Below are 21,234 nucleotides of genomic sequence, written 5' to 3' on the forward strand. Positions count from 1 at the left end.
TGTCGACGGTAGAGCAGTTTTTGCCGGCTGACGAGAGGGAACAAGGCTATGCCAGCGGATCCCGTCCGACAGGCCGTTCGAAGGTTTCCAGAACCGCCGCGGCGGCGGCGCGGCCGCTGACGATGGCGCCCTCGACATAGCCGGGAAATGACGGGGAGAGCTCCGAGCTGGCGAAATGGATGGGTGCCGTTCCGGCGCGCAGCAGGGCTTCGGCATCGTGGGCGGAAAAATCGGCGACGATGTCGCTGTAACCGCCACCGCTCCACGGATCATCGATCCAGTCACGCATGGCAACGTCGAGCGGCTCGAGGATCTGCGGTCCAAGCGCTGCGGCAATCCGGGTGAAAACTTCTGCGCGCAGAGCCGCATCCCCCAGTGCGCGTAGCCGCAAAGCCGACGGCCCGCCGATGAAAACCACAAGTGCGGGATGCGCGTCTTCCCTGCTGGTGTCACAGACGAAAAGACCATGGACGTCACGCCACAACACCATGCCGTTGCGGCCCTGATCGCGCCAGAACGCGCGGGCGTAGCGAAGGCGCATCTTGATGACCGTGCCGCTGCGCCAGGCGTTGAGTGCCCTGGCGAGCTTTGCCGGCAGGGCTGGCGAGAAGACAATGCGGTTTGCCACAACCGGTGGCGCCGCGATGACGACGCGCCTCGCCTGGTGGAGGCCTTCGGCCGTCATCAGGGTCACGCCACTTTCATCGTGCCGGACTTCGTGCACCGGTACCGAAAGCCGGATGCGGTCGCCAAGGTCAGCAGCCAGGTCCTCGGCCAGCGCGTGCATCGTCTCGGCAAGGAAATATTGCAGTTCCGAGACCTCATTGGTGATACGGCGGTCGTTGTCGATCAGATACCAGACCGGGACGGCATCGATCGGCTGACACCACAGTCCTTCGATCGTCGAACAAAATGCGGATTTGGCGTCAGCATCGTCCGGTTGCCGCTGCAGCCAATCCCATACGCTGAGGTCACCTACAGCCGGATCGGCAGGATCGATCGAATTCATGCGATCGCGTATGGCGACATTGGCATCCCAGAGTGCCCGGCTGTCTTCCTCCGACATTTCCGGTTGCAGCGTAAAAGAGCCGTCGATCGGGGTCGTCACCAGCGTCTTGCCGTGACGTTTCGCCAGCGCCATCACGTGTGGCATGTCCTCGCACAGGAACTGGCCGCCGCTGTCGTAACGCTCGCCAAGAGAATTGGCCTGCGTCTCGACCCGGCCGCCGACCCGGCCGCGCGCCTCGAGGACCAGAACGTCCAGCCCATCGTCGCGCAAGGCAAGTGCTGCCGAAAGGCCGGCAAAACCTGCGCCGACAACAATGACGTCGTGGATCATCAATATCCCGCTTTGATCTTCTCGAACTCGGCGATCATCTTCTGCTTGAGTTCCGTCGGAATAGGCGACTGGAAAAGCGTCTTGTCGACGAATTTGTCGACGTCGTCATAACCCCTGTCCTTCAGCAATTTCGCGTCGACGGCGGCCATGCCCTTGGCATTGGCCTGGCCGTAACCCCAGTCCTTCACCAGCACATTGGCGACGTCGGGCTCATTGATCGCGTTGAGATAGTCGTAGGCCAGGTCGGCATTGCCCGGCGCGTCCTTCAAGCGGACGTAGCCGCAGACCCAGGTCGAAATGCCCTCCTGCGTATCGGGTTTTGCCTTGATGGGCGAGCCGGCAAGCACGGACTGGGCGGTCGCATCATTCCAGGCCCAGGCCAGGTCGATCTCACCGCCGGTCAGCGCCTGCACGATGTTGGTGGTGTCGGTCCAGTAGAGGCGTACGTTCTTGTGCACCTGGCGCAGGAAATCCGATGCCTGCTTGAACTGTTCGTCGGTCATCTGGGTCCAATCCTTGAGCCCGATGACCAGGGAGGCCAACGCGTAGGCGTCATCGACATTGTCGGGGATGGAGACGCGGCCCTGGAATTTCGGGTCGGCGAGGGATTTCAGCGACTGGATGTCCTTCTCGTCCACTTTTTCGGAGTTGTAGGTGAGCTGCGAATTGCCCCAGTCCCAGGGCATGAACCAGGCCGTCCCGTCTTCGGACGTGGCGAGGTTCTTCATCTTCATGATGCCGGGGTTGAGATCTTTCCAGGCGGTGATCCTGGAGGTGTCGAGCGGCTGCAACAGGCCGGCGTCGCGCCATTTCACGACGCTTTGCGAGCAGGGATGGGCAAGGTCCGCCTTGAAACCGGAGCGCATCTTCTCGAAGGCCTCGTCCTCGTCGCCGAAGAAGGTGAAGGTCGGGGCGTCGCCATGCTTCTCGGTGTATTTGGGATGGAACTCTGGCAGTTCGTAGCCAGCCCAGTCGAAGACGACGAGATCGCTGCCGGCGGCGTGCGCGGTAGCCGGCGTCATCAACGTGCTCGCCAGGGCGAGTGCGGTCATCCAATGGCGGATCGTCGTCTGCATTCCAGTTCCCCTTGGTTGCGCGGGCCGGTGCCCGTCTGGTTGTCGTGCCGTTCGTCAGTTCCTTGCGAAATGTGCCAGCTTTGTTTCAAAGCCTCTGGATGCCGCTTGCCCCTCGTGTGTAGTGCCGCGGGAAAACGGTCAGCAGGAATTCATTGGCGGCTTGCAGGGCCGTTTCGCGGCTGACGTCTTCCAGCCCCATCATCAGGCGCAGCCAAAGCCCTTCGAGCAGGGCGCTGAGCGCCAGCGCAAGGGCCTGCGGCTCGAAGGCGTAGCCAGCCTCGGCTTTCAACCCGCTGCACAGATCGAAGAGAAGGTTCTGGTAGGCAGTGTCGCGCGCGCCCGAAAGCGCCTGATAGGTGGGACGTGATTTTGCCTCGCCCCAGAAGGCGCACCATGCCGCCAGCTTGCGCTTGTTGCAGATGGCGCGGTCGAAATCCGCCGTGACCAGCGCCTTCAACCGATCGGCCGTGTTGTCACCGGCCTTGTCGTAGGCGTTGCGCCAATGCGTGGAATATTCGTCGTACATATATTGCAGCGTGGCGACGAGCAGCTTCTCCTTGCTCTCGAAATGGAAATTGACGATGCCGCGCGACAGCTTCGCGCCATCCGCGACATCGGCCATCGTCGTTTCGGAATAGCCACGCTTGGCCAGGGAATCGATCGTCGCTTCGATCAGCTGCTGGCGGCGCACTTCCTTGGAAGCCTTACGGCCACGCCGTTCGCCTTGTCGTTCGGTCTCTGCAGCCTCGTCTTCGAGATCGATTGTCTTCATAGGTAAACGGTCTCCTAAGCGCCGGCCTATACTGGCTCCCAGCCGCGCTGATGAGTGGGGCGGTGTGTGCCCGAGTCAAGCACCTTCTGCATCGCTTCCGGGTGCGGATGTTCCTGTCGGCATAGGCTTTGGCGAAAGCCTTGGACGTCGACACCTTCCTGCTCATCGGATGGATCACCGTGTCGGCAAATGATCGTCGGCAGAGCCTAGCGTTTCGAAGGGCAAACGCAAGGGTATTTGCTGAACATTCATTCAATATAGACAAGGCAAGGCCCGTCGTGGCAGGATCGGCAGCCGGCGACCGGCAGAGGCGGGGCGCAAGGATGGACGGCCTGACATGACCGACCGGAACGAGACGGAAGCGGCGGAACAGTGGGCGCTGGTCAACACGCCGCTCGGGCAACCATGGTCGGGCCGCGCGCGCTACGCTGCCGCCATGTATTTCTACAAACATGGCGAGATGAACGCCGAGACCCTCGAAGTCTATCGCATCTGCTCCAGGCTGGATGCGGAGGATCCCCTGCCGATCATCCGCGATCGTGGCGTCGGCAAGGCGTGGCTGAAACGGGTCGACTGCAAATAAGCCGAAGTCGAGATCAGCCGATCGATTTTTCCAGCACGCGCACCCAGTTGCGATGGGCGATCTTTTCGATCAGCGCACGGCCATAGCCGTGCTTGGCCAATGCATCGAGCAGCTTCGGCAGGCCGGCGGCGTCGCCGATCGCGGCCGGGATCATGGCGCCGTCAAAGTCGGAACCCAGGCCGACACGGTCTTCGCCGAGCGCTTTCACCAGATAGTCGACATGACGCACCATGACCTCGAGCGGCGTGTCGGAGTTCATGCGGCCATCCTCGCGCAGGAAGCCGGTGGCATAGTTCAGGCCGACCATGCCGTCGGTATCGCGAATGGCGCCGAGCTGCCAATCGGTGAGGTTGCGCGAGTGCGGGCACAGCGCGTGAACGTTGGAATGGGTGGCGACCAGCGGTGCATTGGAGAGCTTGGCAACGTCGCGGAATCCCTTCTCGTTGAGGTGGGAAAGGTCGATCATGATCCTGAGCTCGTTGCAGGCCTTGACCAGCGCCTTGCCGGCATCGGTCAGACCGTCGCCGGTGTCGGGCGAGGATGGGAAGCGGAACGGCACACCGTGGCCGAAGGCGTTGGGCCGGCTCCAGACGATGCCGAGCGAGCGCAGGCCGGCGGCATGAAGCACGTCGAGCATGGCGAGGTCAGTGTCGATCGCCTCGGCACCCTCGATATGGAAAACCGCCGCCATCGACTTCTTTGCCATCGCCGCGCGGATGTCGGCGGCGCTGCGGCAGACGGTCAGCGCGCCCGCTCTTTCCAATCGCAGCAGGATCGAGGCCATGCCCAGCGTGGTTTCTCGGGCGAATTCGCGCGGCAGTTCCGGCGGCAGTGGCTCGTTGTCGGACGGCATGGCCGGAATGCCGTCATCCTTGGCCTTGCGTTCCTCCTGCGGCGGCGGGAAGATGGCGAACATGCCGCCGGCGAGCCCTCCCTTCCTGGCACGTGGCAGGTCGATGTGCCAGCTGGCCGGCGATCCTTCGATGAACAGCTTTTCGACATCAGCCTTGCCGGACTGGTAGAGCTTGAGCAGCGTGTCGTTGTGGCCGTCGAAGACGGGGATCAGGTCGGTCTCGGTCATTGGGGACTTTCGGCTGGCGACTTTGGAAACGAGGCGCCCTGTTTACGGCGGGTCGTCCGCGCACGCAAATGCCAGAGGGCGGCTTATGCTTGTCACTGCATGCAAGGCGTGCTGGAAAGAACATAGATTTCGAACTGCCGGAGCCATCCTTGACGAATACGCTTTACGACGCGCTGCTTCGGCCGCACGAGGCCAATCACGGCACCTTTCTCGCGCTGAGGGATGGCTCTCGCGTTTCCTACGCCGACTTCCTGAAACTGTCCGCGCGGGTCGCGCACGCCATGGCTGGCGCCGGCGTGCGACCCGGCGACCGGGTGGCGTTGCAGGCAAAAAAGTCGTTGCAGGCCCTGGCCGTCTATGCCGCCACCGTTCGCATGGGCGCAGTGTTCCTGCCGCTCAATACGGCCTATACGGCCGCCGAGGTCGACTATTTCATCAGCGACGCCAGTGCCAGGCTTCTGATCTGCGACGGCACCAGCGCAGCCGCTCTGCAGCCGGTGGCGGACAGGACAGGGGCGGCGCTGCTGACGCTCAATGGGGATGGTTCCGGCTCCCTGATTGAGCGGGCGGATGGCCTGTCCGAAATCTATGCGCCCGCCGAGCGAGGACCGGAAGACCTCGCCGCCTTTCTCTACACGTCCGGGACGACCGGACGGTCGAAGGGCGCGATGCTGACGCATGACAACCTGCTGTCGAACGCGGAGGCGCTGGTGGAAACCTGGCGCTTCACCGAGCAGGACGTGCTGCTTCACGCCTTGCCGATCTTCCATACGCACGGACTGTTCGTTGCCACCAACGTCATCCTGCTCGCAGGCGGATCGATGATCTTCCTGCCGGGTCTCGACATCGATGACCTTGTCGCGAACATGCCGCGCGCGACCACATTGATGGGGGTGCCGACCTTCTACACGCGCCTGCTCGCAGATCCCAGGCTGACACGGGAACTGGTCCAGCACATGCGCCTGTTCGTTTCCGGCAGCGCGCCGCTGCTGGCCGAAACGCACCGGGATTTCGAGGCGCGCACGGGCAAGCGCATCCTCGAGCGCTACGGCATGACCGAGACCAACATGAACACCTCGAACCCCTATGACGGCGAGCGCCGCGCCGGTACAGTTGGGCAGCCTTTGCCTGGCGTTTCGGTACGCATCGCTGAACCCCATGCCGGCAAGCCGGTTGCGACGGGCGATATCGGGGTGATCGAGGTGAAGGGTCGCAATGTCTTCAAGGGTTACTGGAACATGCCGGAGAAGACCGCGCAGGAGTTCCGCGCCGACGGCTATTTCATCACCGGCGATCTCGCCACGCAGGACGGCGATGGCTACGTCACCATCGTTGGTCGCGCCAAGGACCTGATCATCGCCGGCGGCTACAACATCTATCCCAAGGAAATAGAACTCCTGCTCGACGAGATGCCGGGCGTCGAGGAGTCGGCGGTGATCGGCGTGCCGCATCCCGATCTCGGCGAAGGCGTGGTCGGTGTCGTGACGGCGCGCAAGGGGGCTGCGCTCGACGAGGCCAGCCTGCTTGCAGGATTGGCGTCAAGGCTCGCGCGCTTCAAGCAGCCGCGCCGTCTCTTCGTGATCGACGAGTTGCCGCGCAACACGATGGGCAAGGTGCAGAAGAACCTTCTGCGCCAGCAGTTCGCCGAGACGTTCGCGGTGAAGGGGTAGATGCGCAACGCTTCCTTCTCTCCTAGAGCGTTTCCGTTTTTCACGGAAAACGCTCCAAGTTTTTGCTCCAGGGAAGAAGGAAGAAGACGCGTCCTGACTACGACAGCTTGTCGAGCTTGCGCTGCATGGCGGCGATCTGATCCTTCAACTCCTGAAGGTCATCAGCCTTTTCCGCCGGCTCCGCCTTGGCAGGCTCCGGGGCGGTGTTTGCGGCGCCACCCGCCGCGGCAGCCGGGAACGGCGTGAACATGCGCATGGCGTTCTGGAACATTTCCATGTTGCGCCGGGTCTGTTCTTCGAGCGCTTTCATCGGCGTCGGCAGTTTCATCATGTCCATCGGCGTCTTGCCGAGCGCCGATTTCATCTGGTCGCGGAAACGTTCCTGTTCCTTGGAGAAGGCGAGCATCGACTGCTCGAGGAAACTCGGCACGATCATCTGCATCTGATCGCCATAGAAGGCAATGAGCTGGCGCAGAAAGGGGATGGGCAGCATGTTCTGCCCGTCCTTGTTCTCCAGTTCGAAAATAATCTGGGTCAGCACGGGGTGCGTGTGTCGTCGCCGGTCTTGGCATCCTGGACAGTGAATTCCTCGCCTTTCTTGACCATTTCGGCGAGGTCTTCGAGGGTCACATAGGTGCTGGTGCCCGTGTTGTAGAGCCGGCGGTTGGCGTATTTCTTGATCACCACCGGTTCGTCTTTCGCCGCCATTCAGCATCCTCCCGCGGATACCGGCTTGCCCGTAAGCAGCCGGTAACGATTACTCCCTGCGTCGAGGATATGCGCAAAACCGTCACAATTCCAAGCGGTTTGTGCAGTGCGGAAGCAGACGCCGTCCTTTCGGCGCTGCAATATGCTGCGCAGCATGCCGCAATATGCTGCGCGGGATGACTTACGCGGCGGCAATGACAGCCAAATCGATCAGATTTCGAGTTTGACTCGCAGCCTCGAACCGGCAAGAAAAGTCAAACCAACGGTTGCAAACCGCTCAATTCGAGGTCTGGAGAAGAACATGTCCGCTTCCAACGCCATCGTCGTCGCAAGTGCCGCGCGCACTGCCGTCGGGTCCTTCAACGGAGCCTTCGCGGCAACGCCCGCGCATGAGCTTGGCGCAGTGGTGATCCGCGAGCTGCTGTCGCGCGCGGGTGTCGAGGCGGCGGAAGTCGATGAGGTTATCCTCGGTCAGGTGCTGACCGCGGCCCAGGGCCAGAACCCGGCGCGGCAGGCATCGATCAACGCCGGCCTGCCGATAGAGACTACCGCGTGGGGCCTCAATCAGGTCTGTGGCTCGGGCCTGCGCGCGATCGCCATCGGCATGCAGCAGATCGCTGGTGGCGATGCCAAGGTGATCGTGGCCGGCGGCCAGGAGTCGATGTCACTGTCGGCGCATGCGCAGCACCTGCGTGCCGGCGTGAAGATGGGCGACTACAAGATGATCGACACCATGATCAAGGACGGTCTGTGGGACGCCTTCAACGGCTACCACATGGGCATCACCGCCGAGAACGTCGCCAAGCAGTTCCAGATCACCCGCGACGACCAGGATGCTTTTGCTCTCGCCTCGCAGAACAAGGCCGAGGCCGCGCAGAAGGCCGGCCGGTTCAAGGACGAGATTGTTGCCTTCACGATCAAGGGCAAGAAGGGCGATACCATCGTCGATCAGGACGAATACATTCGCCACGGCGCCACGCTGGACGCGATGACCAAATTGAAGCCGGCCTTCGACAAGGACGGGACGGTGACCGCCGCCAACGCTTCGGGCATCAATGACGGTGCTGCCGGCGCGCTGCTGATGACAGAAGCCGAGGCGGTGCGGCGCGGCATCACTCCGCTCGCCCGCATCGCTTCCTGGGCGACCGCCGGCGTCGACCCGTCGGTGATGGGCACGGGCCCGATTCCGGCTTCCAAGCGTGCGCTGGAAAAGGCAGGCTGGAAGGTGTCGGATCTCGATCTGGTGGAAGCCAATGAGGCATTTGCCGCGCAGGCCTGCGCCGTCAACAAGGGGCTCGGCTGGAACCCGGACATCGTCAACGTCAATGGCGGCGCCATTGCCATCGGCCATCCGATCGGCGCTTCCGGCGCGCGCATCTTCAATACGCTTGTCTTTGAGATGAAGCGCCGCGGCGCCAAGAAAGGGCTGGCCACCCTATGCATCGGCGGCGGCATGGGCGTCGCGATGTGTGTCGAGGCACTCTAATCGAAAAAGACGAGCGGGCGGCCAAGGTGCCGCCCGTTTCGTCTCTGAAACCAATCCAGATGATTTGGTTCAAAGACTCGTCATAAGAGTCGGGTTCAAGAAGATCCGCCATACGGGTCATTCAATGAAGGCGATTTCGAAATCGCCTGAGATGCAGCAAAGGGGAAACGCATGAGTAAAGTCGCACTCGTCACCGGTGGGTCGCGCGGTATCGGTGCCGCAATCTCGATCGGTTTGAAGAATGCCGGTTACAGCGTCGCGGCGAACTATGCCGGCAACGACGAGGCAGCAGCGAAGTTCACGGCGGAAACAGGGATCAAGACCTACAAGTGGTCGGTTGCCGACTATGAGGCCTGCGCGGCCGGTATCGGCCAGGTAGAGGCTGACCTCGGCCCTGTTTCGGTGCTGGTCAACAATGCAGGCATCACGCGCGATGCGATGTTCCACAAGATGACGCCGCAGCAGTGGAAAGAGGTGATCGACACCAACCTGTCCGGTGTCTTCAACATGTCGCATCCGCTGTGGAGTGGCATGCGCGACCGCAAGTTCGGCCGCATCATCACCATTTCCTCCATCAACGGGCAGAAAGGCCAGGCCGGCCAGGCCAACTACTCGGCGTCGAAGGCCGGTGACATCGGCTTCACCAAGGCACTCGCGCAGGAAGGCGCGCGCGCAGGCATCACCGTCAATGTGATCTGCCCCGGCTACATCGCCACCGAAATGGTCAAGGCGATCGACGAGAAGGTACTCAACGAACGCATCATTCCGCAGATCCCGGTCGGCCGTCTTGGCGAGCCGGAAGAGATCGCGCGTTGCGTGGTGTTCCTGGCTTCCGAAGAAGCCGGCTTCATCACCGGCTCGACCATCTCGGCAAATGGCGGGCAGTATTTCGCCTGAGCGTGCTCTCGCATGAAGACAAAACGGGCCGCAAGCGGCCCGTTTTCATTTCTGTGGCAACGGAAGCCTCTAACTGGAGGGTGCCGCATCGCGGGGGATCGATGCCGTGGCGACGGCTGCGATGATGGAAGCGATGCCGGCTATGATGAAGGCAGCTGACATCGATTGCGTGATGACCATGCCTGCGATGGCGGATCCGAGCGGGAAGCCAGCCAGGTTCAGGCTCATGGAAATCGACATGACGCGGCCAAGCTGGTGCGGGTCGGTGCGGCGCTGGCGCAAGGTCAGCAGCGCAACATCGATCGGGCCGGACACCACGCCGGCAATCATCAGGCCGATCGCCAACCCACCCAGCCCGAATTCCGCCGCGACCGGCCAGGCAGCCAGGGCGGTGATCACCATGCCGATCGCCATGACATGACGCTCTCGCCCCGTCGTGCGCAGACGACCCGCCATGAGCGCGCCGATGCCTCCGGCAATGCCCATCGCAGCCCACAGCGCCCCGGTCACCGAGCTGCTTTCCGTCGCGCCATAGCGTTCGACCACGAACACCGGCACTACCACGACAAGCACACCCCAGGTGATCTGATAGAAGGAGTAGGAGATAGCGAGGCCGCGCAGGGTGGGCTGTCGTGCCACCATCTCGATGCCTTCGATCGTCTGGCGCAACAGGGAGGCATGGCGCGATGCCAGACCCGGCAGGCGTGGAACGTAAGAGAGGCAGATTGCGGCGCCGGTGTAGGCAAAAGCGATGATTGACAACGCAGCTTCCGGTCCAAGCAGGGCTACCGTCAGGCCGGCCAGCGCAGGCCCCACGACATCGGAGACGGCATAGACTGCGGTGTCGAGCGCGTTGACCCGGTCGAGCGCATGGGACGGCACGAGCCGTGGCAGCAGCGTCCGCGTGCCGGATGCGCCCAATGGGCCGGCCAGCGAGAACAGGACCACCAGGACAAACAGGACCGGGGGGCTCGCCCAGCCCGCCCAGCCGGCCACGCTGACCGCGGCGATGAAAATGGCGCTGGCGATCAGATCGATCCGGACCGCTGCTGTCGGACCCACCCGGTCGAGCAATGCGCCGGCGATGGGGCTGATAAGGAGGCCTGGAGCAATCGCGGCAAAAGTCAGCCAACCGGCCAGTGCCGGCGAGGAAAAGCGCGCCAGGACGAACAGGACGAGGGTGAGGCCAAACATGCGGGCCGCCAGGCGCGACAGCGTTGCCGCAAGGATCAGGGGCGACAGGCCGGGGATCGACATCAAGGCACGATACGAGTTCTGGGCTTCCATAGGAGCTGTCCCGGCTGCAGGCGGCCTACCGTATGGAGGTGCCTGCGCCTCTGTAAATGGACCACGGGCGCCGGTTTGAAGCGGACACGCACCATCCCGGCGACGAAAAACAAGGTCCGGTTCGACCGTGTGGAATGGCTTGCGATGTTCAGGGATTGTGCCGTTCCGGCACACAAACGTTAACGTTGGCCAGCCGCAAGACGGACAAGCTCTTCAGAAGCCTGTGAATCATTGGTGGACAAGCTGTGCACAACACCAGATGTTGGGGTGAACGAAACGAGAAACTTCTGCGATCGCCGATTCGTCGCCGATTCGTTCCGGCTTTGGTCGAATTGTTAACGAAAATCGAGGGTTGAGTGTCCGATGTGGTTAATGGCTATTAAGAAAATGCTGTCATTTCAGCGGCTTGACCTGCGCCCCTCGTTAGCCGGTACTCATGCGGACGCCTGTTGCCGGCAAAAGTTAACGGCGGTCATCAAAAGCGGATGGTTTGGTCGGTTAGTCGATTCAGCATGTGGTGCGACTCTCTCAGCCGAGGTCCATATCTAGCCGTGAACGAACCGTGAATCGCGAAGAGTCAGCGATTCGTCGCTGATTCGTTCCAGACTCGTTCCGAGCGTTAATCCGGCGGTGCATAAGGCTGGATGCGGTGATCGCGTGCGACGCTTCCATGAACATTATGCTTTCGCTCCGGCGCTTGAATGCCTATGTGTGCGCTGTCGCCGCTAGAGCGTTTCCGTCTTAACGGAAATGCGGAAACGCTCTAATCCTTAGTTCTTACGCAATTCCGGACGGAAAACCGCTACGCACTTTTCCTGGAATTGCTCCAGGGGCGGCGCCGATCACGGGAAAAGGTCTTCTTTCCGGGCCGATGAATATCCATCCCAAACCCACTGAACCGCTGATCCTCTCAGGCCGCGACGTCACCGCCGTGCTCGGCCCGACCAACACGGGCAAGACGCATCTCGCCATCGAGAGAATGGTCGCGCATGAAAGCGGCATCATCGGCTTGCCGCTTCGCCTCCTGGCGCGCGAGGTCTACGCCCGGCTATGCGAGAAGGTCGGCGCGAACAAGGTCGCGCTGGTGACGGGTGAGGAAAAGATCCAGCCAGCCGGAGCGCGATACTCGGTCCACACCGTCGAGGCGCTGCCGCGCGAGACCGATGCCGCATTCGTTGCCATCGATGAAGTGCAATTGGCCGGCGATCTCGAACGCGGCCATATCTTCACCGATCGTATCCTCAACCTGCGTGGCCGGCAGGAGACGTTGCTCCTGGGCGCCGCCACCATGCACGGCATCCTGCAGAAATTGCTCAGGGGCGTGTCGGTGGTGACCAGGCCTCGCCTGTCGCACCTCGCCTATGCCGGCTCCAAGAAGCTGACCCGCCTGCCGCGCCGTTCGGCCATCGTCGCCTTCTCGGCGGATGAGGTCTATGGCATCGCCGAGTTGATCCGGCGCCAGCAGGGCGGTGCGGCTGTCGTGCTTGGCGCATTGTCGCCTCGTACCCGCAATGCCCAGGTAGCGCTCTATCAGTCCGGCGACGTTGACTATCTGGTAGCGACCGACGCCATCGGCATGGGATTGAACCTTGACGTCGATCATGTCGCCTTCGCCCAGAACAGGAAGTTTGACGGCTATCAATACCGAAACCTGACCGCTGCGGAGCTCGGCCAGATCGCCGGTCGTGCCGGCCGGCACCTGCGCGATGGCACGTTTGGCGTCACCGGTCAGGTCGACCCGCTCGACGAAGACCTTGTCCAGAAGATCGAAGGCCATGATTTCGAGCCGGTGAAGGTGCTGCAATGGCGCACGCCGAGTTTCGATTTTTCCAACCTCGATGCGCTGAAGCGTTCGATCGAAACCAACGCCCCGGTTGAAGGGTTGACCCGGGCTCTGCCAGCCGTCGATGCACAGGCGCTTGAGTTCCTGTCAAAGGACGGCGAAATCCGTGCGCTCGCTACCAGCCGTGAACGTGTGGCCCTGCTGTGGGAAGCCTGCGCCTTGCCGGATTACCGCAAGATCGCTCCCGCACAGCACGCTGACCTCATTGCTTCCATCTATATGGACCTTGCCAGGCACGGCCACGTCGATGAAAGCTACATGGCGGAACAGGTGCGTCGCGCCGATACCACCGAGGGTGATATCGACACGCTTTCGCATCGCATCGCCCAGATTCGCACGTGGACTTTTGTATCCAATCGTCCAGGTTGGCTTGCCGATCCGACACACTGGCAAGAAAAGACACGGGAAATCGAAGACAGATTGTCCGACGCGTTGCATGAGCGGTTGACGAAACGCTTCGTTGATCGCAGGACTTCCGTCCTCATGCGGCGCCTTAGAGAAAATACCATGCCCGAAGCCGAAATCAGCCCAACCGGAACCGTCCTCGTTGAGGGCCATCATGTCGGCGAACTGCAAGGGTTCCGCTTCACGGCCGACCAAGGCGCTGGCGGTGAAGATGCCAAGGCTGTGCGTTCGGCCGCGCAGAGGGCACTTGCCTCCGAGTTCGAAGCCCGTGCGGAACGCTTCGCGGCGTCCGGCAACAACGACATCGCCTTGGGTTCCGATGGCGTGCTGCGCTGGATTGGCGCGCCGATCGGTACGCTGGTGGCCGGCGAAGACGCGCTGAAGCCGCGACTGGTGCTGCTTGCCGACGAACAGCTGACCGGTCCGGCCCGCGACAAGGTGGCGGCGCGTGCCGATCGTTTTGTCAATTTCCAGGTCGAACTGCTGTTGAAGCCGCTGGTCGACATGAAGAATGCCGAGCAGCTGACCGGGATCGCTCGCGGCATCGCTTTCCAGCTCGTCGAGCATTTCGGTCTCATCAACCGGCGCGATATCGCGGAAGAAATGCGCACGCTCGACCAGGAAGGTCGTGCAGCGCTGCGGCGCCTCGGCGTGCGTTTCGGCGCCTATCATGTTTTCGTACCGTCGCTGATCAAGCCGGCGCCAGCTGGCCTTGTGACGCTGTTGTGGGCACTGAAGAACGACGGCAAGGACAAGCCGGGCTTCGGCGATGTGGTCCACGCGCTGGCTTCCGGCCGCACCTCGATCGTGATCGACCCGACCTACGACAAGACGTTCTACCGTTTGGCCGGCTATCGCAACCTCGGCCGTCGAGCGGTGCGCGTCGACATTCTCGAGCGTCTGGCTGATCTCATCCGCCCGGCGACCAACTGGAAGCCGGGCCTTGGTGTTCGTCCGGACGGCGCTTATGACGGCCAGGCCTTCATGGTGACGCCGCCGATGATGTCGATCCTCGGCGCAACCGCCGACGACATGGAGGAGATCCTGAAAGGTCTCGGCTACCGTGCCGAGCCGAAGCCTGCGGCGGACGTCAAGGCCAAGCTCGAACAACTCGACCAGGCGGCCCGCGAGGCCGCAGAGGCGAAGGCCGCGGCTGATGCCACCGCAAAGGCGGCGGACCAGGTGACTGAAGCGGCTGCCACCGATGCCGTTGACGGCTCTGGTGCTGTTGAGGCTGAGCCGGTCTCCGAAACCCCGGAGGTCGAGTCTGCTGCGGAAGACGTCGCTGACACCGGTGCGGAAATCGCCGAGACGGCAGAAGCCGTGGAAGCAGGCGAGGCTGGCGGAACCGAGGAAGCCGCGGTCATCGCCGAGCCGGCCAGCGAAGCAGAGGCAACCGAGCAGGCTGTGGGCGAAACCGAGCAGCAGGCCGAAGCTGTTGCGGTCGAAGGCGCAGCCCCGAGTGGTGAAGCGGCCAAGGCCGAGTCGGAAGAGCCGAAGCCGATCCTGCTGTGGCGGCAGGCACGTTTCGATCATCGCCGCGACAACCGTCATCACCGTGGCGGTCGCAACGCGCAGGGGGCAGGCGAAAACAACCGCCAGCGTTCCGATCGCGAAGGTGCCGATCAAGGCAACAACCGCGAGCGTTTTTCCCGCGACCGGTTCAAGGGGCGCGCCAATGGCGAAGGCGGACGGCCGGATCGTTCCGGCGGTAAGCCGCAAGGCGAACGTCAGGACCGGCGTGACGGTCGGCCCGAGTGGAAAGGGAAGCAGGACGGCCGCAGGCCGGAGGGCAAGGGTGGCAAACCATCCTTCCAGGCAAAGCCGCGCGAGGAACGCCCGGTCCGCTTCGATCCTGACTCGCCTTTTGCCAAGCTGGCCGCTTTGCGCGACCAGTTGAAGAAGTAGATGACGGGCCTGCGTTCCTCGGCGCGCCGCGTCGGTCTTTGAACCGATGGTTGCCGAGGGTCGCCAACGCATCGACAAGTGGCTGTTCTTTGCGCGTGCGGTAAAATCGCGGTCACTGGCTGCCAAGCTGGCGGTTGCGGGCAGGGTGCGCATCAACCGCGACAAAGCAGCGCAGGCGTCCGATCTGGTCAAGGTCGGTGATGTTCTGACCATCACGCTCGATGGCCGGATCCTGGTTTGGAAAGTGTTGGGGCCAGGTGCCCGGCGCGGTCCGGCGGAAGAAGCCCGTACGCTCTACGAGGACATGTCGCCGGTGCCGACCGCCCGCAAGGAAGCGTTGCCCGACGCCATCGTGCCGCTGCGCGACACCGGCAGCGGCCGCCCGACCAAGAAGGAGAGGCGGCAAACCGATCGCCTGCGCGATGGGGATTGAGGAGCATAAAGGCCCACGGTGGCGAGGCGGTTGGAATGCAAAACCCACCTGGGCCAATTCGTTGGAATGCACCGGCCTTGCAAGCGGTGGCCAAAGACGTTACCTGACCGGCAAGAAGCGCAATTCCAGGAAAAGTGTGTAGCGGTTTTCCGTCCGGAATTGCGCCAGAAAAGAGTAAGAGCGTTTCCGCGTTTCCGTGAAAGACGGAAACGCTCTAGAGATAGAAGAACGGGACTTTCCCGGAGCAGGCCATGACCTACCTCGTCACCGACAACTGCATCAAATGCAAGTACATGGATTGTGTCGAGGTCTGTCCGGTCGACTGTTTCTACGAAGGCGAGAACATGCTCGTCATCCATCCGGACGAGTGCATCGATTGCGGCGTGTGCGAACCGGAATGCCCTGCCGACGCCATCAAGCCGGATACCGAACCGGGTCTCGACAAGTGGCTGCAGATCAACACCGAATACGCCGAGAAATGGCCCAACATCACCACCAAGAAGGACGCGCCGGCTGACGCCAAGCAGTTCGATGGTGAGACCGAGAAGTTCGAGAAATACTTCTCTGCAGAGCCGGGCGGTGGCGACTGACGGTTCGGGGCAATCCCCAGCTTTAACAGCAGGATTGTGCTAACCGTCTTGACGAGCGGGGTAGTGCTTGTCCTTCGCGTATGCAGCAAAATCTTGATTCTTGCGAGTTTTTGTGTTACACGGAAAAAACATGCCGGTGACACAACGTCGATTTATGGCGAACACGCCCCTAATCATCGAAAGGTGACTTCCTATTTCCGGACCAGAGCACTCTGGGCCAGGCGGACGCAGTTTTGCGGTTGGCCGGCGCAGGCTTTTTCCGGAGGATTTCGCTTGTTGTGTGGCATTCCAGGCCGGACCTGATCCGGCAGCCCCAGTTCTGCCGGCAGAGGCCTGCCGGCGCCACAACAAGGAGTTCAGGGCGTAATGGCAACGACAACCCCGCAGAAGAAGTCCGCATCCGCAGCCCGTCACGGTTTCAAGACCGGCGAGTTCATCGTGTACCCGGCGCACGGCGTCGGCCAGATTGTCTCGATCGACGAGCAAGAGGTGGCGGGCCACAAGCTGGAGCTGTTCGTCATTGATTTCCAGAAAGACAAGATGCGCCTGAAGGTACCGGTCGCCAAGGCAACCTCGATCGGCATGCGCAAGCTCTCCGAGACCGATTATGTCGACCGCGCGCTGAAGGTCGTGCAGGGCCGTGCCCGCGTGAAGCGCACCATGTGGTCGCGCCGCGCCCAGGAATATGATGCGAAGATCAATTCCGGCGACCTGATCTCGATCTCGGAAGTCGTACGCGACCTCTACCGCGCCGAGAACCAGCCGGAGCAGTCCTATTCCGAACGCCAGCTCTATGAAGCTGCGCTCGACCGCATGGCCCGCGAGATCGCGGCTGTGAATCGTATGTCGGAAACCGAAGCTGTGCGCCTGATCGAGGTCAATCTCAACAAGGGCCCTAAGCGCGGTGCCAAGGCTGATAACGAAGAAACCGAACAGGAAGAAGCTGCCTGATCGCTTCCTGTCTCTGGTTACAAAAGCCCGGCCATTCGGCCGGGTTTTTTGTTGGCCGGCATTCAGAAAGACTCAGTGTTTCCGCGACAGTTGTTTTGTCGCAGTCTCCAGGCCAGTCAGTGTCAGCGGGTACATGCGGCCACCGAAGATGTCGTGGATCATGCCGATGGAGTGCGTGTAACTCCAATGCTGTTCGCGAGTCGGGTTCAGCCAGACCGCGTTCGGCCACTGGTTCAGCACGCGTTGCAGCCAGGCAATGCCGGCTTCCTTGTTCCAGTGCTCGACCGCGCCGCCAGGCGAGACGATTTCATAAGGGCTCATCGAGGCGTCGCCAACGAAAATGACCTTGTAGTCGTGACCGTATTTGTGGAGCACGTCGAAGGTCGGAATCTTCTCGGTGTAGCGACGACGGTTGTCCTTCCAGACGTCCTCGTAAAGGCAGTTATGGAAATAGAAATATTCAAGCTGCCTGAATTCCGCGCGGGCGGCCGAGAACAGCTCCTCCACCACCTTGATGTGATCGTCCATTGAGCCGCCGACATCGAAGAACATCAGCAGCTTCACCGCGTTACGCCGTTCTGGCCGGGTCTGCACGTCGAGATAGCCATGCTCGGCGGTGGCGTGAATGGTGCCCGGAAGATCGAGCTCTTCATCGGCCCCCTCGCGCACCCAGCGGCGCAGGCGTTTCAGCGCGACTTTGATGTTGCGGGTGCCAAGCTCGACAGAGTCGTCGAAATTCCTGAACTCGCGCTTGTCCCACACTTTCACGGCGCGGCGGTTGCGGCTTTCCGCCTGGCCGATGCGCACGCCTTCGGGATTGTAGCCATAGGCGCCGAAGGGCGAGGTACCGGCGGTGCCGATCCATTTCGAACCACCCTGGTGGCGGCCCTTCTGCTCCTCCAGCCGTTGTCTCAGTGTCTCCATCAGCTTGTCGAAGCCGCCCAGCGCTTCGACAAGTTTCTTTTCCTCTTCGGTCAGCGTCTTTTCCGCCAGTCGGCGTAGCCATTCCTCCGGCAAAGCCGCGGCGTCGACGCCAGCCTCACCCGAGACAGCCTCCACGCCCTTGAAATAATGCGAGAAGACCTGATCGAAGCGGTCGATGTGGCGCTCGTCCTTCACCAGGGTGGCGCGGGCGAGATAATAGAATCCCTCGACATCGTAACTGACGAGATCCGCGTCCAGGCTCTCGAGCAAAGTCAGATATTCCCGCAACGACACGGGTACCTTGGCGGCTTTCAGTTCAAGGAAGAACGGGATGAACATCGCGCCAATCTGCGTCGGCGAAGGCGTGGAGGCAAGGGCGATCCAATCCTGCGCGGTTGCCACACTCATGGTAAAAATAAGATTCAGCCTTTTTTGGTAATTTCCCGTTAGCAATTCCCTTGGCGGGAGTTTTGGTATCGGCACCCGTCTCCGGTTCTTGTTCTTGCGTACGGGTTCTCATGCGTTTCACCACGGTGTCGGCAATTCTGCTTGCCTGCGCGGCGCTTGCCAGCTGCGCTTCCAGCTCCGGCATGGATGAAGTCCTGTCGCCGGGACCATCCTCCGAGACGACAAGCTCGATCACCCGGCCGAACAGCCCGGTGCCGAGCGCCAGCATCAAATCCGAATTGCGCGAGGCTCCCGCCCCGCAAATGGCGATGACGATGCCTGTCCCGGAGGCGTCCATTCCCGAGGTCGAATCCTTCGCCGGTTCGGAGCCAGGCATGCCGGCCATGCCATTGCCGGCGATGAAGCCGGCAATCCTGACGCCGGCGGAAAAGCCGGTGATCCGGAAAGCGGCGATCGTGCGCGGCGACGTCTATGCCCGTCGTTTCCGCGATGCCAAGCCGATCAATTTCGGTCGCACCACTTCACCAAGGCAGCTTGCCGTCCACGGTGTCGACGTCTCGCGCTGGCAGGGCGACATCGATTGGGCAAGGCTGCGTACGCAGGGCGCCAACTTTGCCTATATCAAGGCGACCGATGGCGGCGACCATCTCGATCCGATGTTCAAGAAGAACTGGCGCGAAGCAAACGAGGCTGGGTTGCGCCGCGGTGCCTATCATTTCTTCTACTGGTGCCGGGTGGCCAGTGAACAGGCCGACTGGTTCATTCGCAACGTGCCGAAAGTGCCGGGTGCTTTGCCGCCGGTCATCGATGTCGAATACAACGGCGAATCCAGCTGCAAGCGGCGTCTTTCACGCGAGAAAGTGCTCGAGAAGATGCAGGTGTTCATGGACAAGCTGGAGCGTCATTACGGCCAGCGTCCGATCATCTACACCGCGCCCGATTTCTACCGCGACAATCTGAGGGGTGCGTTCCTGGATTATCCGTTCTGGCTGCGCGCCGTGGCACAGCACCCTTCCAAGGTCTATCCCGGCCGCAAGTGGGTTTTCTGGCAGTATTCGGGTTCCGGGCTATCGCATGGCGTCGCCGGCAAGATCGACCTCAACGCCTTCCATGGTTCGGAAGACGACTGGCACGATTGGGTCGCCGACAAATCCAGCTGAGGAGAAGCGGGACAGGAGTGGTCCCGCGCTCGAACTGATGGACGGCGGGACATGAGCGATCCCGCCGAACTGTCCGATTACATCAGGTCGTATTCGATGAAGCCGGTGTGGCGGGCCACGCGGTCGTAAAGCTTGCGCGCGGTCGCATTGGTTTCATGCGTCATCCAGTAGACATTGATAACACCCACTGCCTTGGCGGTCTGCCTGACTGCGTCGATCAGGGCCGTGCCGACGCCCTTGCCGCGGATTTCGGGATCGGCGAACAGATCCTGCAGGTAGCAGTTGTTCGCCTCGGCCCAGCAGGAGCGGTGGTACATGTAGTGGGTGAGGCCGGCCGGCTTGCCGTCGACGAGGGCGATGAAGCCACGCGGTTCGTACTCACCAGGCGTAAACAGCCGCTTCCAGGTGAGCTGATAGGTCTCTTCCGGCAGAACGGTGTTGTAGAATTTGAGATAGGCGGTCCACAGCCGGTGCCATTCGGCGTGATCCGACTGTTCAAGCGGGCGGACGGTGACGGTCATGGTTCGAGATCCCCTCTGTTATGGGGGCCGTTGTAGCTGTCGGACTGTGCCAATGCGATGGCACAGCAGGCGCCTTTCCATTGTGCGAACTATCTTTGCTGGAGCGGGACAGAACCGCCATTCTCACCCCTGACGCCTGGCCATGAAGGCCAGGCGTTCGAACAGATGCACATCCTGTTCGTTCTTGAGCAGCGCGCCGTGCAGCTTGGGCAAGGCGTTTTTCGGATCGGCGAGCAGATCTTCCGGCGAGACGTCGTCGGCGACCAGCAGGCGGATCCAGTCGAGCGCTTCGGAAGTCGACGGCTTCTTCTTCAGGCCCGCCACTTCTCGGATTTCGTAGAACTGCGTCAGGGCCGCGCGCACAAGGTTCTGCTTGATGCCCGGATAGTGCACATCGACGATGCGATGCAGTGTGTCGACGTCGGGGAAGCGGATGTAGTGGAAGAAGCAGCGACGCAGGAACGCGTCCGGCAGTTCCTTCTCGTTGTTGGAGGTGATGATGACGATCGGGCGCACCGTGGCGCGGATGGTCTCGCCGGTTTCGTAGACAAAGAATTCCATGCGGTCGAGTTCCTGCAGCAGGTCGTTGGGAAACTCGATGTCGGCCTTGTCGATCTCGTCGATCAGAAGCACGATCTTCCTGCCGGCGGCGAAGGCATCCCACAGCTTGCCGCGCTTGATGTAGTTATGGATGTCATTGAAACGGGCATCGCCAAGCTGGCTGTCGCGCAGGCGCGAAACGGCATCGTATTCATAAAGGCCCTGCTGTGCCTTGGTGGTGGATTTCACGTTCCATTCGATGAGATCAAGGCCAAGGCCGGCTGCCACCTGACGGGCAAGTTCGGTCTTGCCGGTGCCGGGTTCACCCTTGACCAGCAGCGGCCGCTCCAGCGCGATCGCCGCATTCACCGCCACCATCAGATCCTTGTCGGCGACATAGGCCGATGTTCCTTCAAACCGCATCGAAAACTCCAGCTCCGTCACAGCGAACCTAAAGCAATTCCAGCAAAAGTGTGTAGCGGTTTTGCGTCCGGAATTGCGTAAAAACAAAAAGTTAGAGTGTTTCCGCGTTTCCGTGAAAAACGGAAACGCTCCAGAGATGGGCGGCGGAAGGGGCAAGCCACGGGTGGCTTGGCCAAAAGACGGGCAAGACAAAGATGCCCACTGGCAAGCTGACCGGCGGCGCTCTATA

The 21,234-nt window shown here is 61.7% G+C and carries 17 protein-coding genes and 1 pseudogene; 9 read left to right on the plus strand and 9 right to left on the minus strand.

Annotated features, from left to right (window positions below; all coding sequences use genetic code 11):
• Window positions 1-46 precede the first annotated feature (46 nt).
• The 3 genes from C1M53_RS13680 to betI all read right to left on the minus strand — a co-directional run bounded on the left by C1M53_RS13680 (window position 47) and on the right by betI (window position 3,187).
• Window positions 47-1,339, minus strand: a complete 1,293-nt coding sequence (locus C1M53_RS13680) for a flavin monoamine oxidase family protein (RefSeq protein WP_129412740.1) — start codon at window positions 1,337-1,339, stop codon at window positions 47-49.
• The gene (locus tag C1M53_RS13685) at window positions 1,339-2,361 is read right to left on the minus strand and encodes an extracellular solute-binding protein (RefSeq protein ID WP_245488600.1); all 1,023 of its coding nucleotides are present in this window, start codon (window positions 2,359-2,361) and stop codon (window positions 1,339-1,341) included. The genes C1M53_RS13680 and C1M53_RS13685 overlap by 1 nt, the downstream gene beginning before the upstream one ends.
• Window positions 2,362-2,500: 139 nt before the next feature.
• Window positions 2,501-3,187: a transcriptional regulator BetI gene (betI, locus tag C1M53_RS13690; protein ID WP_129412742.1), complete on the minus strand. Its 687-nt coding sequence runs from the start codon at window positions 3,185-3,187 to the stop codon at window positions 2,501-2,503.
• Between the two features lie 337 nt (window positions 3,188-3,524).
• On the opposite strand from betI, the gene C1M53_RS13700 reads away from it, so the two are divergent.
• Window positions 3,525-3,770 carry a hypothetical protein gene (locus tag C1M53_RS13700; RefSeq protein ID WP_129412743.1) on the plus strand — a complete coding sequence of 82 codons (246 nt, stop codon included), beginning with the start codon at window positions 3,525-3,527 and terminating at the stop codon, window positions 3,768-3,770.
• A 13-nt stretch (window positions 3,771-3,783) separates the two neighbouring features.
• Here C1M53_RS13700 and C1M53_RS13705 read toward each other — a convergent pair whose 3' ends face one another.
• Window positions 3,784-4,851, minus strand: a complete 1,068-nt coding sequence (locus C1M53_RS13705; RefSeq protein ID WP_129412744.1) for a dipeptidase — start codon at window positions 4,849-4,851, stop codon at window positions 3,784-3,786.
• A gap of 149 nt (window positions 4,852-5,000) precedes the next feature.
• On the opposite strand from C1M53_RS13705, the gene C1M53_RS13710 reads away from it, so the two are divergent.
• Complete coding sequence (locus C1M53_RS13710) at window positions 5,001-6,521, plus strand: malonyl-CoA synthase (protein ID WP_245488544.1); 1,521 nt, start codon at window positions 5,001-5,003, stop codon at window positions 6,519-6,521.
• Between the two features lie 97 nt (window positions 6,522-6,618).
• Here C1M53_RS13710 and phaR read toward each other — a convergent pair.
• Window positions 6,619-7,229: pseudogene (gene phaR, locus C1M53_RS13715) on the minus strand (polyhydroxyalkanoate synthesis repressor PhaR).
• A 301-nt stretch (window positions 7,230-7,530) separates the two neighbouring features.
• On the opposite strand from phaR, the gene C1M53_RS13720 reads away from it, so the two are divergent.
• Both C1M53_RS13720 and phbB read left to right on the plus strand, forming a co-directional pair.
• A complete protein-coding gene (locus tag C1M53_RS13720) occupies window positions 7,531-8,715 on the plus strand; it encodes an acetyl-CoA C-acetyltransferase (RefSeq protein WP_129412746.1) in 1,185 nt (394 codons plus the stop codon).
• 171 nt (window positions 8,716-8,886) lie between these two features.
• Window positions 8,887-9,612 carry an acetoacetyl-CoA reductase gene (gene phbB, locus C1M53_RS13725; RefSeq protein ID WP_129412747.1) on the plus strand — a complete coding sequence of 242 codons (726 nt, stop codon included), beginning with the start codon at window positions 8,887-8,889 and terminating at the stop codon, window positions 9,610-9,612.
• A gap of 69 nt (window positions 9,613-9,681) precedes the next feature.
• Here phbB and C1M53_RS13730 read toward each other — a convergent pair whose 3' ends face one another.
• The gene (locus tag C1M53_RS13730; RefSeq protein ID WP_129412748.1) at window positions 9,682-10,899 is read right to left on the minus strand and encodes an MFS transporter; all 1,218 of its coding nucleotides are present in this window, start codon (window positions 10,897-10,899) and stop codon (window positions 9,682-9,684) included.
• 871 nt (window positions 10,900-11,770) lie between these two features.
• Here C1M53_RS13730 and C1M53_RS13735 point away from each other — a divergent pair.
• The 4 genes from C1M53_RS13735 to C1M53_RS13755 all read left to right on the plus strand — a co-directional run bounded on the left by C1M53_RS13735 (window position 11,771) and on the right by C1M53_RS13755 (window position 17,029).
• The gene (locus tag C1M53_RS13735) at window positions 11,771-15,055 is read left to right on the plus strand and encodes a helicase-related protein (RefSeq protein ID WP_129412749.1); all 3,285 of its coding nucleotides are present in this window, start codon (window positions 11,771-11,773) and stop codon (window positions 15,053-15,055) included.
• Between the two features lie 46 nt (window positions 15,056-15,101).
• Complete coding sequence (locus tag C1M53_RS13740) at window positions 15,102-15,488, plus strand: RNA-binding S4 domain-containing protein (RefSeq protein WP_129412750.1); 387 nt, start codon at window positions 15,102-15,104, stop codon at window positions 15,486-15,488.
• Window positions 15,489-15,739: 251 nt separating this feature from the next.
• Entirely contained in the window at window positions 15,740-16,078 is a 339-nt protein-coding gene (fdxA, locus tag C1M53_RS13750) for a ferredoxin FdxA (RefSeq protein ID WP_024922886.1), read from the plus strand.
• A 366-nt stretch (window positions 16,079-16,444) separates the two neighbouring features.
• Window positions 16,445-17,029, plus strand: coding sequence for a CarD family transcriptional regulator (locus tag C1M53_RS13755; protein ID WP_054313823.1), 585 nt, complete (start codon window positions 16,445-16,447; stop codon window positions 17,027-17,029).
• Window positions 17,030-17,101: 72 nt separating this feature from the next.
• Here C1M53_RS13755 and C1M53_RS13760 read toward each other — a convergent pair whose 3' ends face one another.
• Complete coding sequence (locus tag C1M53_RS13760) at window positions 17,102-18,292, minus strand: VWA domain-containing protein (protein ID WP_129416168.1); 1,191 nt, start codon at window positions 18,290-18,292, stop codon at window positions 17,102-17,104.
• Between the two features lie 179 nt (window positions 18,293-18,471).
• Between C1M53_RS13760 and C1M53_RS13765 the strand changes: the two genes are divergently transcribed.
• Entirely contained in the window at window positions 18,472-19,521 is a 1,050-nt protein-coding gene (locus C1M53_RS13765; protein ID WP_129412752.1) for a GH25 family lysozyme, read from the plus strand.
• A gap of 77 nt (window positions 19,522-19,598) precedes the next feature.
• Here the strand turns inward: C1M53_RS13765 and C1M53_RS13770 are convergent, their stop codons facing one another.
• Window positions 19,599-20,042 carry a GNAT family N-acetyltransferase gene (locus C1M53_RS13770; protein ID WP_129412753.1) on the minus strand — a complete coding sequence of 148 codons (444 nt, stop codon included), beginning with the start codon at window positions 20,040-20,042 and terminating at the stop codon, window positions 19,599-19,601.
• Window positions 20,043-20,165: 123 nt separating this feature from the next.
• Window positions 20,166-21,005, minus strand: coding sequence for a MoxR family ATPase (locus C1M53_RS13775; protein ID WP_129412754.1), 840 nt, complete (start codon window positions 21,003-21,005; stop codon window positions 20,166-20,168).
• Window positions 21,006-21,234 lie beyond the last annotated feature (229 nt).

The sequence above is a fragment of the Mesorhizobium sp. Pch-S genome (genome assembly GCF_004136315.1).
Lineage (GTDB): Bacteria > Pseudomonadota > Alphaproteobacteria > Rhizobiales > Rhizobiaceae > Mesorhizobium.